Origin of the sequence: Marinobacterium iners, from assembly GCF_017310015.1 — a bacterium.
Taxonomy (GTDB): Bacteria; Pseudomonadota; Gammaproteobacteria; order Pseudomonadales; family Balneatricaceae; genus Marinobacterium; species Marinobacterium iners.
This window is the reverse complement of sequence record NZ_CP022297.1, coordinates 1986489-2002968: the sequence shown is the minus strand read 5'-3', so window position 1 is coordinate 2002968 and position 16480 is coordinate 1986489. Positions and strand designations below refer to the sequence as shown.

The following is a 16480-nucleotide window of genomic DNA, read 5'->3' as shown; positions in this document are numbered from 1 at the left end:
TTGCTACTGGTGATGAACCCGGGGTTATTTTTTTCTGTACCCAGCCGTTTTACCCGCCTGTTCAAAACGCCACCTCTGGCATCAGCACATACACCCCAAGAATATCAGCCGGCAACTGCGGATTGACCTGAAAGTTACCCCGGCCGTCACGCTCTGAATCACGTACTCGGCGATGATCCTGTAACAGCTGTTGGCCATGATCGCGGGCGATCTGATCCAGGACCGATTGCTGCTCCTGAAGCCGCTCCAGCGCCTGACGCACAGCGCGTTCGCGCACTTCCGGCAGGGTGTTCTGGCTTGGCGCCAGGTTAAACAGTTGCACCGCTTCCTGAGTGGTTAACTGGCGTGGCGGCTGATTGCCTTCAATCAGCACAGTCACGGCTTCTTCTGCAAGCATTTCGCGGCGATTGCCCTCACGCTCAACCACCAGATTGGTGCGCAGACGCAGTAGTGCCAGAATAGCGCGTTGCTCTACTTCCCGCGTGGTGATGGCGCCAGCGCGGCGAGCAGGGCGTTCAACCGAATCATCGGACTCCAGCGCACGCTCTGCCAGTTCATCAGCCAACACCGTAACCAGTGGGTGGCTGCGGTGGATGTAGGTCACATCACGCGGTAACGGTAGTTCGAACCCCAAGTGGTCGATACGTCGAATGCCGTGACTTTCCAGCCGTTCACGTATCGCCAGCGGCAGTTCGTTCCAGCTCATGCGGAAATGCTGCTGATGGGGTTGTAGCGGGGCGCGCAGGGCTGACAGTGCCTGTGTGATGAAACGCTGCACATCATTCTGGTCGCCCAACACTTCCTGCATTCGCTGCCATTCAGGCAGCACTTCATCGGGATGGATCGCTTGCTGGGCGAAGATGGTGCGGTTGCGCCTGGCTTTTTCACGGGCACTGTCCCAGGATACATCGACCTGCTGTTCCAGATCGTCCAGGCCGTCAAACTCAAGCCCCAAACCCATCTGGCTCATGCCGCTGTCCATGCCTCGGGTCAGTAGTACCGTTTGCATAATGGCTTGGGTTACGCGGTTTTCATCTTCAGGCATGGGGACGCTGACCCCCAGTGCCTTGCGAATCGCTTCAGCTTTGCGAATGATGACTTTCAGCACGGCGCCATCAACCGGGTTGTTATCACCGTAGAGCATGAGTGCCTTCACCACGGGTGTGCGCTGGCCAAAGCGGTCTACACGGCCTTCTCGCTGCTCGTGGCGGGTGGGGTTCCATGCCAGATCGTAATGAACAATGGCATCAAAATGCTCTTGCAGGTTGATCCCTTCTGAAAGGCAGTCGGTCGCTACCAGAATAGGTGAGCCGTCGCGCTCAGCCAGCGCTTCTACTCGGTCTTCACGCTCTGATGGGTGTAGTTCACCGGTCACACATTCCACGTTGTAGGCTTTGAACGCTTTGCCCAGATGCTCTGCCAGGTAATGCGCCGTAGGAATGTAACGGCAGAAAATGACCGGCCGGTAGCCGTCATTGAGCATGGGTTTGAGCGAGGCGATGAGTTGCTTCAGCTTGGGATCGGCTTTTGGGCCTTGCAGGCTTTCAGCCCTGCTTATCAAGTGCTGGAGCAGGGGCACATCTTCGAGTTGGGCACTTGGCTCCAGATCATCCTGGCTTTCGTCACTGGTATCCAGAATGGTGCGGCTACCCAGCTCATCGAGCATTTCAATGGCTTGCGCTGCGTTCGATTCCGGCTGTATGGAGCGATCAATACGGTTTTGCAGGGTGCGGACAGCGGCTGCCGGGGAGGAGGAGATACAGCGCAGCAGCGCCAGTGCTGCCCACCAATGCAGACGTTGCTGGAACTGATCCAGCTGCTCCGCACGTTCAACCAGCTCGCGGGCATAATCTATGACATCCTGAAACAGTGCCATCCAGTCACCCTGCATGCGGTAGGCGGTTTCGCCGGTTTCACGATCAGGGAACTGGGTGTTATCACGCCATTCGGCAATATCCTGGCGGCGACGTTGAACCATGTGCAGTGCAAGGCGTTTGCGGATGGGGTTGCGGGCATCGTCGAGCCGTACCAGGGTGGCAAACTCGGGGTCAAGCAGCCCCAGCAGGTTACGGAACGCCTGTTCATCACCGCTGTGTGGGGTAGCGGTGAGCAGGAGCATATTGCGGCTTGCCTTGGCAGACAGGCCTTTTAGCAAGGCATACCGTTGGTGGCGGCCCTGAGCATTGCCCTGAGCGCAGGTGTGCGCCTCATCGACAATGACGAAGTCCGGGCAGCTGGTCAGAAACTCATCACGGCGGCGGTTGGACTTGATGTAATCCAGGCTGACGACGGTATAGGGGTAATACTGAAACAGCGACTCGCTTTGCAGTAAGCCGCGTTCAAGGCGTGCGGCAGTATGGCGGCTGACAATAACCGGCTGCAGGTGGAATTTTTCACTCAGTTCTTCCTGCCACTGCTCACAGAGGTGTGGCGGGCAGAGTACCGTGAAGCCTTTTACTTCACCACGATCAATCAGCTCGCGCAGAATCAGACCGGCTTCGATGGTTTTGCCTATCCCCACATCATCGGCGATCAGCAGACGTACCACTTCCTGACGCAGTGCCATCAGCAGGGGCACGAGTTGGTATGCTCGGGGCTCGAAAGCCAGGTTGCCAATGGCGCGGAAAGGGCCGGCGCCAGCGCGCAATTTGAGTAGCATGGAGTCACGCAGCAGCTGGCCCGACTGCTGACTGCCCTCACGCGCATCAGCCGGGTTGGGTGCCGGAAACAGCGCCTGTTCGATCTGTTCCAGTTCAGCCAACAGGCGGACGCGATCATCATCACCACTGCCCAGGGCACGCAGGTACAGATCCGAGCCCTTGGATTCCGGCAGTACAACCCATTCACGGTCACGTGCTCTGACGATACTGCCGGGGTTGAAGGCTGGTGTTGAAGTAGGGGCGTTCATGAATCAGATTTCTCCACGGCATCAGTAACGGGCATTGCACCGAAAATATCGGGGTGCTGGGCAAAGAGGGCGGGCCAGCGTGCAGTTTCTTTGGGGAAGCGCAACACAACGAAACCGGCGTCTTCCAGATCACGGGTTTGTTGCTGATCGATCATGCGGCGGTCAGGATGTTCGTGATGTGGACCATCCACAAATATGACGGCACGGCTGTCACGATAGGCAAAGTCGGGACGCATGTTGAACGCTTCCAGATAGGGTTGGGCCGCATCCGGCTGGCGCAGTCCATACTGCTCAAGGGCATCGAGCCAGGCTTGTTCAAGGCTGCTGCCACTAGCACGTTTAAGTTGCGCAGCCTGGTCAGCATGGCTGTGCCCACCGGAACCGGCCGTAAGTTTAAGGTCGGTCAGTTGCGCGAGCCATTCAAGCGCCTCGCGGTCGCGCCGGTCGATGCTTTCGTGATCAGGCTGGTTGAAATAGCTGAGAATGCAGCGATAACAGCCTGCTTCACAGTTACTGTCTTTATCCAGCCATTGGTGTTGTGGCAGTTGATGCCAGGGTACGGCTGGGTCTGGTCGTTCCCAATGCATGAGCTCGAGAGCTGTCTGCGCCACTTTGCGCCAGGCGTCCGGTTCAGTCGCAAGTCGAGTCAGTACACCCGCACCGCCTTCGGCGGCTTCATAAAATAGCAGGGCGTTACGTTCATACAGGTCCGGTAGGGGCTCTGCCATCAGTTCGCTTTCTTCCAGCTGGAAGTTCAGCTCAATGCCGCGCTTGAGCGCATATTGCAGAGTTGCAGCGGTTGTCGGTGACATGGCAAGGGCAGGGCGAATAACCAACACATTACGTCGATCGGTCACGAACGGTGAGATGCGCTGACGCTGGTTGACCGGATCATCGGCTTCTGTTTCTTCATTGCTGCCCTGTTCTTCGTCCTTCAGCCAAGTGCCGTTGAGCGGGTCGATCATGAACCCGTCAATTTCCTTGTTTTTGCGTCGCTTCCAACCCAGGTTGATGCGCCAAATGTAGGCTTGCTGGGCATACTCCATTTCAGCCAGCAGGGTATCGGCCTGGTGCATATCACTGCGCACGACTTTCAGCACACCGTTCTCTTCCGGGTACTGCAGGGTAGTACGCAGGTCATAACCCTGGCGCATACGCTCTTCTTCGTCGCAGGTAATACGTGTTACCGGACGGGTCGCCACGTTTTCAATGCGGAAGAGGTTGTGCACCATTTTGCTGCCTTCCAGTGGTGTACTGCAGGCCACACAGAGATCCAGGTTCAATTGCTCGGCGAAATGCCCATAACCACAATGACCACAGATGCGTACTTGCTGCTCGGGCAGGCGGGCCTCTGTAATCTGTTGCTGATCGACAGCTCCGAGAATAACGCGCTTGACGCGGTACTGCTGGCCTTCGTGGTAAATCAAGCTCAGTGGACCAAACTCGGAAATAGCCAGAAAGCGAGGGCGAGACAGTACCCGGTTATGGTTTTCACGCCGCCCACTGCGACTGCCTGGGATGAATGCTGCGAGCGGCAAACGCGGGAAGTTGTAGCCAGGCAAAAAACCCTGACCGGCCAGGTAACGGTAGGTCTCAAAGTCAGACTGGCGCTTGTTGTTGTCCTGCAGCAGGCTGAACTGGATAGAGCCTTCTTCCCAGCGCCTGCGCGCAATATCACGTTCGCGCTTGCTGCTGGCCGGGTTGGTCATCAAACGGTTGGCTTCTTCGATCTGTTTAAGTGTTGAGGTATAGAGATCTCGCCAACGGGTAAAGCAGTCATCCAGCCGTCCCATCGCTTGCTGCAGGCGCTTGTCAGCCCAGGCACTTGCCGCCACTTCCAGCGGTTCCTGACTGTTGAGCCAAACCCCCCCTGCAGGCGCCAGCGCATCACCGAGCAGACGCATCAGGCGTTTGCCACGCTGTTGGGCGCCGCTGAGTGCTTTGTCATTGGCCAGTGATTCAGCATAGCTCTCGTTGATCGGCATGCTGGACTGAGTAACGTCAATCAATTCATTAATTGCGGCAGGCAGGCGCGTGCCGGTTTCGGATAGCCAGGTGGCGAACAGATGACTGGAGACCAGCTCTTCATTGGCCAAATCAAGCATTGGGGGTGTTACCTGACCGTGCACCATACGTCGGGGTTCACGGAAAAAGTACTGGTCATGCGGACTTTGGGCAGCGCAGTAGGTAATCACCAGTGCAGGCTGTCCTGAGCGCCCGGCACGTCCACTACGCTGTGCGTAGTTGGCTGGCGTCGGCGGTACGTTACGCAGATACACCGTATTAAGTGAACTGATATCGACGCCCAGCTCCATGGTGGGTGAGCAGAACATGACTCTCAGCGCACCCGTGCGGAAGTCACGCTCACGCTCTTCCCGGTCTTCCGGATCGACCTGAGCGGTATGTTCATGGGCCATAAACTGGAACCAGTCGTGTTGCTGGCTTTTGAGGCTATCCGCTACGGCCTGATAGAGCGCAGTGAAGTAGGGGTTGTTGGTTACCGCTGGCGCCAGCGGATCACGTTCGGGCGTGCCGCTGCCGCGCTTCCAGGCCAGTACCTCACCGATGAGCTGATAGCCTTCGAGTTCTTTATCGACAGGCTCAGCGTCAATGAGACCATAGTTTTTCAGAGCCTTAAGCAATGCTTCAATCAGTGCAGGCCAGTTTTTATCATTCAGCGCTTCAAAGGGGGCGTTGCCCCAGATTGCGGGCTTCTTCAACTCCTGCGCCAAGCGAGAACGGCTACCGAGGGAGATCAAATCAAACTCCCGCCCTTTTGGCCGCTTACCAATAATGGCATGGCAACCTTTGGCCATATCACGGGCATTACCCAGCTGCCATTTCTCAGTCAGATGTGTGGTTGCCAGGTTCACCCATTGTTCGTGCTGGAGGTGGTCCAGATAACGGGTACGGATGCACAGGTTTTTACGCATCACATCCAATACGAGTTTACAGACCTGATAACGCACGTCCGGCGTGGCTTTAGCCAACATATCCGGCGACTGGGCCCACACGCTGTCATCTTCTGTCAGTTCTGTCAGTCCGTCATAGGCGATTTCGAGCAAACCCAGCTGTTCAAGGTTCGGGACGGTAAAGCGCCAGCCCCGCCGCAGATCGTGGTAGGCGCGATACCCCAGCACATTACGCATGGCCTCTTCAGCATCACGTTTCATGCGTGGTATGCGCTGATCGGGATTCTGCAGGTAGTCGGCGCGCACGCTGGGGTCATCACTGTCCAACCCCAGTGCAGTAAATATATGCTGTGCCAGATCACGGTCTGTCAGCAGACTGCCGTTTTGCTGATCCAAGGAGGCAAGTATACCTGCGCGTACCAGCAGAATTTGGATGAAGTCATTGAAATGGCCGGACTGCAGCGCCGCATCCTGACGGTTGTCACTGAACCCGAGCAGTTTGCGCGCTTCGTCTGCCAGCTCATTCTCGGCACCCAGCAGGTAACGAAGGGATGAAAGCGTGAGTGTGGTTGTTGCGGAACTACGACCTTCTGCAGACAGCGATCCAAGCCGTGTCCAGTCACGACCTGAGCTATGCGCATGGCCACAACCGAGGCAGAATCGGAAACCACCGGGCAGGTAGAACCCGCGTGTGCCGCTTAGGTTCTGCGCGCCGTTTGGCAATACATGAACTTCCTGCGGCTTAAGCTTGGAGTAGTAGGGCTTCAGCTTGGGCGGTTCTTTCTTGAAGTCGAGCCAGCTTTCCGGGTAATCGTCTTCATTCCAATGCCCCAGCATCAGGAAGCCGTAGGAGGTGTCCTCTTCTTCGGCTGCGGTCTCCTTGATATCGCGTGGCGTGAAACCAAGTTCACCGGTTTCAGAGTCCTTAGCATGCCAGACAGGATAATACTCCTGGCCACAGCTACGGCAGAAGTGAACGGTATAGAAGCGGCGGTTACGGTCACCTGGCACGAATTGTTGCCCGTGCAGGTCAAGGTGGCGCTTTCCGGGTGCTTCAAGCGTTGCATAGAGGTCACCGGCTCCCGAGATGAACTGGTGCAACCTGAAAGCAAACAAGGGCTTGTCGTTTATGTCACGAGTTCGATAGGCAAGTAACAGGAACTGAGCCAAGTAACGCTGGCAATGTGCCGAATCCTGCGCTGTTGCTTCGCTCAGCAATGCAGCTGCCTCTTCCAGGGTTTTCGGCTTGGCGCGCACCCACATACCTTCTTCAAATGAGATGCCCAGGGTTAATTCGACCCAGGCAGCAACCGGATGCTGGCGCAGTTGATCAAACGTTTCTTCGGTTGGCAGTGGCGTCTGTAGCGCCTTCGCCAACACATCGCCAGCCGGCATTTCACCGGGAATCTGGCGCTGTAGCGTTTCACCAATGATATTGGCCGCCGGTACTTGCTGACCAAATAGCTTGGTTGCCACTTCAGCAACCTTAGCTTGACGTTCCTGGCGTGTGCCTTCGGTTGCCATGGTAGCGGAGGTGCCGATACAGATCAGGTCGAGATTCATCCGCTCGCGTACACGTCTTACCAGCATGGCAACATCAGCACCCTGACGGCCGCGATAGGTATGCAGCTCATCAAGTACCAGGAACTGCAGCCCCTGAGAATGTCGAATAACCGCCTTGTCCCGCTCGTTTTGGCGGGTCATCAGCAGTTCCAACATCATATAGTTGGTCAGGATGATGTCGGGCGGGTTCTGCATGATCCGCTCACGCTCTTCCTGATTCTCCTGTCCGGTATAGCGGGCATAGCTGACGGGGCGTTTGTCATCAGGGAAGTCAGACAGGAACTTTTCCAGCTCTTCGCGCTGACTGTTGGCCAAGGCGTTCATCGGGTAGATGACAATGGCACGAATGCGCGGGGTCGGATCGACTTCTTTATCCTTGATGATGGTGTCTACCATTGGGATAAAGTAAGACAGCGACTTGCCCGAGCCTGTACCGGTGGTCAAAACATAGGGCTCACGTCGTTGGCAGCACTCGATGGCCTGGCGCTGGTGCTTGTAAAGCGTTGCAGGCACACCGGTAGACGTTGCCGATTTTCCAAAGCGGAAGATGTCTGCGGTAACGCTGCTGAGAACACCCTGAGAGGCAAGTAGTTCGACGTTGCCTTCAGTGACATAGGACGGGTTGATCTGAATCAGTGGTGATGGCCAGTAGCGGCCGCCATCGTATTCACCGTCCAGGAAGGTGCAGATATCGTCAGCCTTGGGCTGAATGAAAGAACGGGTGAAGTCACGATAATCTCCAACCAGCTTGTCCCTGAACTCGAAAACATCCATCAGGCTCGGCGCCTCCCTTGCCATATTGTCATGCCACACAGTTGGAAAACTGTTGGCATCCTGCTACTTATCAACGTGTTGCAGGAAGTCTATCAAAGTTTCATTCGGAAGAGGGCGGGAAAACTGCGTTGTACAGTTCCCCTCCTGCAATCAGCCTTAACACAAGTGATCTCCTGCCTCGATGCAGGACAGAATGATGCCGAGATGTAGCTGGTTGCCTTTGTTGCTAAAGAACGGATGCGGTGGCTTGCCCTGTGCAATCCATTGTTCTTTATTGGTATTTTCGAAGGCTTTAATCCAGCGCGTCCAATACAGCTTATCCAGCGCTTTCAGCGTGTATTTTTGGCTATCCCTGAGCATCACGCTTACGAGGAAGGCCAGCAGCGTGTCTAATTGCCCGTCGCTGTTCCATATGCGCAAAAAGATCTGCCAGCGCTCGGAATCTCTTGGCGGCATGCGCAGTGCGGTGAGAAATTCATCGATCCGAGTAAAACCGAGAACGGCTTGGATGTAGTAGAGGGCGCCTTCCCAGTAGGCGCCAATCTCGAAGATGTCACCGGTCGCAATCGGATAGTAGGGCGCTGGGTAGTAAGGCCCTGAATTGCGGTCACCTGCCAGTAGGGTGATGTATGCGTTGTGCCAGTCGTCGTCGGGTTTCAGATGAGGTGGGCTGGTAAAGAAAAACCAGCGATCACCTACTTGCCATAAGGTTCTGTGCGGAGGTCTCTTAATGAGTATATCCGGCGAGCTGGTGGCGATATCCTTGCCGTGAACAGTCTCATGATCAGCCGTCATGACGGGTACGTGTCCCTGCTCTGCGATACCCAGCATGTAAGTGAACCAGCCGGCATATTCAAAGTTTTGCCGGTGCGCCCGTGCCATCAGGCGTGGAAAGCGGTTTTTGATTTTGGCGGCCAGTTCACGCGCTGTATCCTGCCTGGCATCATTCCAGCCGAAATAATCATAGCCTTCGGATCCGGATGAATGCTCGATACATTCGATATCGGCACCAGGTATGTCCACCCAGGCATCACCGTCCCACTGCAGATAGTCGAATACAGTTAGCCTGCAGCGCCAGTATGCACCTGAGGGCGCCATTGCAGTGTGTACGGCAAGATCCTGATAGCCTTGTTTGTGCAGCTCATGCACGGCGGCGAGCAATCGGGCAGAGCGCCGGATGATGGGGTTTGTGATCATTGCATCGTTCCTTCGAGCAGATTGTATCCATGGCATGCAGGACAACGAGCGCCCGGGTCATCGCGTTCTAGTGTGACATTAAAATAGTATCACAGCGCCCGCATCGGATCTTGAATCGCCTGAAACGGACAAATCCTTCTGTACTGCCTGATAAGCATTTTACGAATAGGGCTACTAACGGCTCTAAAGGTTCAAATACGGGGACTGTCTCGACTTGCAGCTCCACTTCCTCAGGCACGTTGCCGGATGACAATTGCTCAGACAAGCCGAACAAGGGGAGATCAGTACTGTTGTTAGCCAATCCAGCCCGCTTGCATAACCAATCGGCCGCTATCTGGGCCTGCCCCATCGCTCGGTATAAATAGGCTATGTCGTCCTCAAGTGCCGATAACCAGGAACTAATATATTCTGCGTGGTCCTGACGGGGCTCAGGAAGTTTATGAAAGCGCGTGTTCAGAATGGCAGCTCCGAGCTCTGCCACCAGTTCTTCAAATGCGTAGCTTGCAACTGGATCATCGGAGAATTTTTGACGATCGCAGCGATGAGGCTTTTGAGTCCAGTGAATCAACTCATGAAGCAGCGTAGCATAAAAGTTTTCACCTGCTGTGGCGTGTGCACTGGGCGTAAAGCTTTGTCGAGGTGGCATGTGAATGGTATCGCTGGCAGGGCTGTAAAAGGGCTTGTTGCCTTCGAACCTGATGGTCGCGCCCGATGCAGTAACCACTTGCTCGGCTTGCTCGTTCTGATTGACGATTTGTGATCGGGACTCCGGCTGATCAAACAGGTCGGGATAGCCAAAATCGACACCATTCACATCATCATAATTAAAAACCGTGTAGTGACGAAAAGAGTGCTGAATGGAATGGGTGCCACCACGAAGAGGTTGTTTGAACGTCACGGGCAGTGTGACTTTGACGCCTTTGCAACCCTTGCGTAGGCGGCCGCCAATCTTTGACCATTGGTGAAGTGTGGCCCAGTAGGGGGAAGAACACCCCCTCAGCTGGCCCTCAATCCACAGGGTTATCGCGTTACGGCCTTGGAACGTGCGCTGTGTAACGGGATTAATTGGCTCTGCAAGGCCTTCATGCCAAGGCATGTGCCAATCATCAACACCTTGCCGGATCTGACCAATGATCAGATCGGCAATCGATCTCGGCGTGCAAACATCAGCTGAATTCATATCCAACAACGTCCTGTCGTGGCTGCGAGTTAAAATTCCCCTTCACTCACCCGATCGCTGGCGCGGATCTTGATGGTCGTCGGCACCTTGATGCTTTTGTTCGACTCGGAGCCTGGCTTCTGGAACTGGGCGAAGGTTTTGAGCTTGTCGAGGACAGTGCTTCCCGCAAGGCCTTGGGCATTGTCATCGTAATAGCTGAACCAGGGGATACCTTCCTGCTTGTACTGCTTGCGCGTAACCGGTGGGTGCGGGACAGGCTCATCGGTTACCTCCTGCCACTGCTTGCTATTGATAATATGAATAAAGCAGCGTGAAGTTGTTTGGTCCCAGGCATCAATACCGCGTGAGTCTTCGTATATGGTCTGCTTGATTTTGCCGCCAAGGCCCAGCCCCATCGGTTCTGCCGACCGCCTGAAAAACATCGGCAACTCGATGCCATCCTGTTCAAGCTGGGCTATTCGCTTGCGCTCTTCTTCCTGTTCACGCTCGTAAATATCAGCCTTGAGCGGGTAGGCGATGATCTGCAGTCCGCCAAACTCGGCCTCGCCGGTAAGCTGTTCTTCAACGGACTGGCCATCGCCTAATGGGCTGGCGACAAACTGGCGCACCTGATCATGCCCGGTGGAAAAGCCGTCCAGCCATGGCTGCTTAGGTATGGTGACATAGTCTTGTGGATCAGCCTGAAGGTCGTTTTGCCAGCCGCCACCAGTCACAGCATTGATCTTCCCGGCCGCTATTTTGACCGCCATCGGGTATTGTCCGCTGAAGTTGATCCACATTGCCTCCGACTGATACATCGGCATCATGACACCGCCACGCTGTAACCAGTGTTCAGGCACCTTGGCATGGTGATCTTCGATATGGACCAGTGGAAATTGACCCAAGCCTGCCGGCAGAGGGTATTCCTTGCCATCATCCGGTATGCGCAGGGTGCGCTGAAAGCTGATGCGCAGGACGGCATCGGCATGAACTTCCGGGAACCGGAAGACAAGGGTGTCATTTTCCAAAGTGACCATGATGAGTCTCCTTCCTTGATTAGAGTGGTTGTTACCAGTCTCCGTCCGAAACCTCACGCACAAGGCGCAGTACTGCATGGTCGGGTGTGTCTTTAAGCTGTCGCAGCAGCTGAGAAAACAGTTGTGGACGTTGGCAGATGATCTCACGCAGATCAGCGGATACCTTACCGGCCATGGCCAGCAGCACATCTGCATCCAGATTTAGCTCCTGAGCCAGTCGCTTGAGTGTGTCCTCGCTGGGCGGTGGCAGCTCTTCACGCTCGATCTTGCTCAGATAGGTCGGCTTTATGCCCACACGTTCGGCGACTTGCCGCAGTGAGTAGCCTTTGTCGTGCTGGCGCCGCAGTTCGCGTTGCTGGCGGATGTAAGGTCCAAGTCCATTCATAACGTGTAGCATATACTACACGTTTAAGGTGGTAAAAGAGGTTTTGGCGGTTTTGGCAGTAGGGTGGGGAGGGGTAAGGCCTGTGCGAGAAAAAATCATGTAGCAGAATCATAACTGCTACCATTACTGTGACTAATCCCGATGATTAGATTTAATATTTAGTTAACCTATTGTTTCTGAACGATCATTTTTAATTATAAAAATTGAAGCTCTCGACGTTCATTAAAAAACCTTTTTGAACAATTAATTAGGGATATCATCTCCAGTAATGCATAAGGTATGGATGCGATGCCGGGTATGATGTTGTTAGTGCTATGATAGCAGAGCTGTTGGTTGCTGGCAGGGGTGGTTGAGATTCAGATGGCTGTTGAGCGGCATCTAGGGTAAGCTAGTGCGCAGTGATTTTTCAATTATACCTGTTACACCTCATATCGCCGTCACGCTATTCCGGCTTGTCGGCTATCCCTGTTGTACTTCAAGAGACTAATGTTGCATGAGTTTTGCTTCTCTGGGGCTGTCAGCTCCGTTGCTGAAAGCGGTAGCTGATCAGGGCTACGACACCCCTTCCCCCATCCAGTTGCAGGCGATTCCTGCTGTGCTGGCAGGTCGTGATGTAATGGCGGCCGCCCAAACCGGTACGGGTAAAACAGCCGGATTTACGCTGCCGATGCTGGAGCGTCTGGTAGGCGGAAAGCCTGCGGGTGCCAATCAGGCACGGGCTCTGGTATTGACACCAACCCGTGAACTGGCTGCTCAGGTGGGCGAAAGCGTTGCTACCTATGGGCGTAATCTGAAGCTGCGCTCTGCTGTGGTGTTTGGTGGTGTGAAGATCAACCCGCAGATGCAAAAGCTGCGCGGCGGAGTGGATGTATTGGTCGCGACGCCAGGGCGTCTGCTGGATCTGTATCAGCAAAATGCCATCCGCTTCAATCATCTGGAAATTCTGGTGTTGGATGAAGCCGACCGTATGCTGGATATGGGTTTTATCAATGATATTCGCAAGATCATGGCGCTGCTGCCGGCTCGACGTCAGAACCTGATGTTTTCGGCCACGTTTTCTGACCCGATTCGCAAGCTGGCCAAGGGTATTGTGAATGATCCGGTTGAGGTGTCGGTTAGTCCCGGTAACAGTACGGCGGATACAGTCAGGCAGTGGTTGAGTCCGGTTGATAAGAAGCGAAAACCGGATCTGTTGCTTGAATTGATTCGCCAGCATGGCTGGAAGCAGGTGCTGGTGTTTACAAAAACCAAGCATGGTGCCAACAAGCTGGCCAAGTTTCTGGATGATGCTGGTGTCAAGTCGGCCGCCATTCATGGCAACAAAAGCCAGGGTGCACGCACCAAGGCGCTGGCTGACTTCAAATCCGGCGCGGTAGAGGTGCTGGTCGCAACTGATATCGCGGCTCGCGGGCTGGATATCGACCAGCTGCCGCAGGTAGTTAACTTCGAGCTGCCAAATGTGGCCGAAGATTATGTGCATCGCATAGGTCGTACTGGTCGTGCCGGTGCAACAGGGCAGGCTGTTTCGCTGGTGTGTGCCGATGAGGCTGATCTTTTGTTCGGTATTGAGCGTTTGACGCGGCAGACGATCGAGCGTCAGGAGGTTGAAGGCTTTGAGCCTGTGCATCCATTGCCGCCTGCGGGTACTCGAGTGCCTGCGTCAAAGCGTGGCGGTGAGCAGAAGCGGGGCGCCCGCAAGCCCAAGGTAGAGCACAAGGATGGTCAGAAGCCGGCTGGCAGCGCGCATGCTCGTCGTCGTGCTCGCCGCCCCCGAGCGGTTGCCGCTGCGGGTTAACAATTGAGGGAGGGGGTGCCTCGGTTTGTCGGGGCGTCCTGTCTGCGCAAGCTGCTGAATATTTTGATACAAAAATCAGGCACAAAAAAAGCGACTCGTGGTCGCTTTTTTTAGATTCGGCAGTAAGAGCAAGCTTACAGCGGAACGATGTTCTCAGCCTGAGGACCTTTCTGGCCCTGAGTGACCTTGAACTCAACCTTCTGGCCTTCGTGCAGGGTTTTGAAGCCTGAACCCTGGATAGCGCTGAAGTGAGCAAAGACGTCCGGACCGGATTCCTGCTCGATGAAGCCAAAGCCTTTAGTTTCGTTGAACCACTTAACGGTGCCGGTAGTAGTAGACATGATGATCTATCCTAAATTTCAAAATATTTTTTTGCCAAGACTGTGTCGAGGCGGTTTGCTCTAAAAGTTGCTATCTACTTATGAATCTCAGGACGAGTACTAACTACAAGGCAGGACTTCGAAATGGTCGTACGTAAATATATGCGTTACTTTCAAGCTGAAAATCATTCTATACGGTTGCCTCGCCTTGTCAATCAAATATTACGGGTGTTGTTAAAATAAATCATAGCTTGTGTATGTGAATTAAGTACACAATACGTATTGTGTACTTAATTTTATTCTTTATGGCGAGTGTGTGATTCAGGGTTGAATAGGGCTGGAGTCATGCGTTTTGTGCGGTTCTAAATTGCGAATTGAACCTGTCGTGGTAGCATGAGTTTTTTCCGCCATATCGAACCCTGAAGCGCTATCTCAATGACAATGAAGCCCTCCTTTGCTGAAGCACTTGAAAACCTGACTCGTCCCCCGCGCATTGCTCTTATTGGTGCAATGGATCAAGAGATCGAATTACTCAAAAACTCCCTGCAGGGTGTCGGCACCCACATGGTGGCTGGTTATCCCTTTTATACTGGAGCGCTTGATGGCGTTGAGGTGGTGTTACTCAAGTCCGGTATCGGTAAGGTCAATGCCGCGATAGGTACAACCTTGCTGTTGCAGCAGTTTGAGCCAGATTGTGTCATTAACACCGGATCGGCCGGCGGGTTTGATGCTGCGCTCAATGTAGGCGATGTCGTGATTTCGGATGAGGTTCGTCATCATGATGTGGATGTAACGGTATTTGGTTATGAGCCTGGTCAGGTGCCCGGGCTGCCCGCAGCGTTCACGGCCGACCCCTTGCTGGCGAGAATGGCAGAGGAGTGCATTGCACAGATGCCTCATGTCAATACGGTTCGAGGGCTTATTGCAACCGGTGATAGTTTTATGAACTGTCCGTCGCGTGTGGCGAGCACTAGGGTTCTGTTTCCGTCCATGAAGGCGGTCGAGATGGAAGCTGCTGCCATCGCCCAAACCTGTCATCAATTCGGTACGCCTTTTATCGTTATCCGTGCGCTTTCGGATATTGCAGGCAAGGAGTCGAATCTTTCATTTGAGCAGTTTCTTGATAAGGCGGCACAACATTCAGCCGAGATGGTAATTGCCATTGTGAAACGGATCGCCGCAAGGGCTACAAACAACGCAAAGTAATAATCATAAATAATTGTTATTTAAGGAAATTGACATGATCAATTCTTTCCATCCCCCGCTGCGAACTCTTATGGGACCAGGGCCTTCTGATGTTAGCCCGCGTGTGCTTGCGGCCATGGCTCGCCCAACTATTGGGCATCTTGATCCTGCCTTTATTGGCATGATGGATGAAATCAAGCAGCTGTTGCAGTTTGCCCTGCGCACCAACAACGAATTGACCATGCCTGTTTCAGCACCGGGCTCGGCGGGGATGGAAGCGTGCTTTGTTAACCTGGTTGAGCCGGGTGACAAGGTGATCGTCTGCCAAAACGGTGTGTTCGGCGGGCGCATGAAAGAAAACGTTGAACGCTTCGGTGGCATCGCTCTGATGGTTGAAGATGAATGGGGCACAGCGGTCAGCCTGGATAAGGTCAGGGCGCTGATGGAGCAGCATGACGACATCAAACTGCTGGCCTTCGTTCATGCAGAAACCTCAACCGGTGTTCGTTCCGATGCAGAGGCTTTGTGTCGCTTGGCGCGTGACTATGGCTGTTTGACCATTGTTGATGCAGTCACCTCTCTGGGTGGGATAGAGCTTGAGGTTGACCTCTGGGGGATAGATGCCATCTATTCAGGCACTCAAAAGTGCCTGTCGGCCCCGCCCGGAATTTCTCCCGTCAGTTTCAGTGAGCGCGCGCTCGAAAAGGTGCGGCAGCGAGAGAGTCGTGTCCCCAGCTGGTTCCTTGATAAGAAGTTGGTGATGGGATACTGGGGTGGAGGGCAGAAACGCGCCTACCATCACACGGCGCCAGTTAATGCGCTGTACGGTTTGCATGAGTCGTTGGTCATGCTGCAGGAAGAGGGTATCAAGCAGGCTTGGGAGCGTCATCAGTACCATCATCAGGCCTTGCGGGCTGGGCTTGAGACGATGGGGCTTCATTTTACTGTTGATGCGTCAGTGCGTTTGCCTCAGCTGAATTCGGTTGCAGTGCCGACTGGAGTTGATGAAGCCCGTGTACGTTCACTTTTGCTGGAGCGTTATGGGCTTGAAATCGGTGCGGGCCTCGGGGTTCTGGCGGGTAAGGTATGGCGTATCGGTCTTATGGGCAGCTCATGCACGCGGCGTCACGTTATGGTATGCATAGATGCGCTCGAAAATACGCTGCTTGAACTGGGTGCTGATATTCATGCGGGTGTGGCTGCACAGGCTGTATCGGCTGCTTACGCCGAGTAAGGAGAATATAT

General features: G+C 54.4%; 10 protein-coding genes. 3 read left to right on the top strand and 7 right to left on the bottom strand.

Features of this window, described 5'->3' with window-relative positions:
* Window positions 1-61 precede the first annotated feature (61 nt).
* From CFI10_RS09590 to CFI10_RS09565, 6 genes are all read right to left on the bottom strand, one after another.
* Window positions 62-2908 (bottom strand): helicase-related protein, encoded by a 2847-nt coding sequence (locus CFI10_RS09590; RefSeq protein WP_206841725.1) that lies wholly within the window; start codon window positions 2906-2908, stop codon window positions 62-64.
* Window positions 2905-8157, bottom strand: coding sequence for a DEAD/DEAH box helicase (locus tag CFI10_RS09585; RefSeq protein ID WP_206841723.1), 5253 nt, complete (start codon window positions 8155-8157; stop codon window positions 2905-2907). Before CFI10_RS09585 ends, CFI10_RS09590 begins: the two co-directional genes overlap by 4 nt.
* Window positions 8158-8313: 156 nt before the next feature.
* Window positions 8314-9354, bottom strand: coding sequence for a hypothetical protein (locus CFI10_RS09580; RefSeq protein ID WP_206841711.1), 1041 nt, complete (start codon window positions 9352-9354; stop codon window positions 8314-8316).
* Between the two features lie 67 nt (window positions 9355-9421).
* The gene (locus CFI10_RS09575) at window positions 9422-10534 is read right to left on the bottom strand and encodes an ArdC family protein (protein ID WP_206841708.1); all 1113 of its coding nucleotides are present in this window, start codon (window positions 10532-10534) and stop codon (window positions 9422-9424) included.
* A 29-nt stretch (window positions 10535-10563) separates the two neighbouring features.
* Entirely contained in the window at window positions 10564-11550 is a 987-nt protein-coding gene (locus CFI10_RS09570) for a hypothetical protein (protein ID WP_206841706.1), read from the bottom strand.
* Between the two features lie 31 nt (window positions 11551-11581).
* Window positions 11582-11935, bottom strand: a complete 354-nt coding sequence (locus tag CFI10_RS09565; RefSeq protein ID WP_206841702.1) for a helix-turn-helix domain-containing protein — start codon at window positions 11933-11935, stop codon at window positions 11582-11584.
* A gap of 493 nt (window positions 11936-12428) precedes the next feature.
* Between CFI10_RS09565 and CFI10_RS09560 the strand changes: the two genes are divergently transcribed.
* Window positions 12429-13730, top strand: coding sequence for a DEAD/DEAH box helicase (locus tag CFI10_RS09560; protein WP_206841699.1), 1302 nt, complete (start codon window positions 12429-12431; stop codon window positions 13728-13730).
* 134 nt (window positions 13731-13864) lie between these two features.
* Here CFI10_RS09560 and CFI10_RS09555 read toward each other — a convergent pair whose 3' ends face one another.
* On the bottom strand, window positions 13865-14071 hold the full coding sequence (locus CFI10_RS09555; protein ID WP_091824050.1) for a cold-shock protein: 207 nt from the start codon (window positions 14069-14071) through the stop codon (window positions 13865-13867).
* Window positions 14072-14485: 414 nt separating this feature from the next.
* On the opposite strand from CFI10_RS09555, the gene mtnN reads away from it, so the two are divergent.
* Together mtnN and CFI10_RS09545 are read left to right on the top strand one after the other, a co-directional pair.
* The gene (gene mtnN, locus CFI10_RS09550; protein WP_206841696.1) at window positions 14486-15256 is read left to right on the top strand and encodes a 5'-methylthioadenosine/S-adenosylhomocysteine nucleosidase; all 771 of its coding nucleotides are present in this window, start codon (window positions 14486-14488) and stop codon (window positions 15254-15256) included.
* Between the two features lie 34 nt (window positions 15257-15290).
* Window positions 15291-16469, top strand: a complete 1179-nt coding sequence (locus CFI10_RS09545) for a pyridoxal-phosphate-dependent aminotransferase family protein (RefSeq protein WP_206841693.1) — start codon at window positions 15291-15293, stop codon at window positions 16467-16469.
* The last annotated feature ends 11 nt before the right edge of the window (window positions 16470-16480 follow it).

Excerpts from the sequence above, each read along its gene's own strand:
- CFI10_RS09590 (WP_206841725.1), bottom strand. The coding sequence starts at position 2,908 with ATGAACGCCCCTACTTCAACACCAGCCTTCAACCCCGGCAGTATCGTC.
- CFI10_RS09585 (WP_206841723.1), bottom strand. The coding sequence starts at position 8,157 with ATGGATGTTTTCGAGTTCAGGGACAAGCTGGTTGGAGATTATCGTGAC.
- CFI10_RS09580 (WP_206841711.1), bottom strand. The coding sequence starts at position 9,354 with ATGATCACAAACCCCATCATCCGGCGCTCTGCCCGATTGCTCGCCGCC.
- CFI10_RS09575 (WP_206841708.1), bottom strand. The coding sequence starts at position 10,534 with ATGAATTCAGCTGATGTTTGCACGCCGAGATCGATTGCCGATCTGATC.
- CFI10_RS09570 (WP_206841706.1), bottom strand. The coding sequence starts at position 11,550 with ATGGTCACTTTGGAAAATGACACCCTTGTCTTCCGGTTCCCGGAAGTT.
- CFI10_RS09565 (WP_206841702.1), bottom strand. The coding sequence starts at position 11,935 with ATGAATGGACTTGGACCTTACATCCGCCAGCAACGCGAACTGCGGCGC.
- CFI10_RS09560 (WP_206841699.1), top strand. The coding sequence starts at position 12,429 with ATGAGTTTTGCTTCTCTGGGGCTGTCAGCTCCGTTGCTGAAAGCGGTA.
- CFI10_RS09555 (WP_091824050.1), bottom strand. The coding sequence starts at position 14,071 with ATGTCTACTACTACCGGCACCGTTAAGTGGTTCAACGAAACTAAAGGC.
- mtnN (WP_206841696.1), top strand. The coding sequence starts at position 14,486 with ATGACAATGAAGCCCTCCTTTGCTGAAGCACTTGAAAACCTGACTCGT.
- CFI10_RS09545 (WP_206841693.1), top strand. The coding sequence starts at position 15,291 with ATGATCAATTCTTTCCATCCCCCGCTGCGAACTCTTATGGGACCAGGG.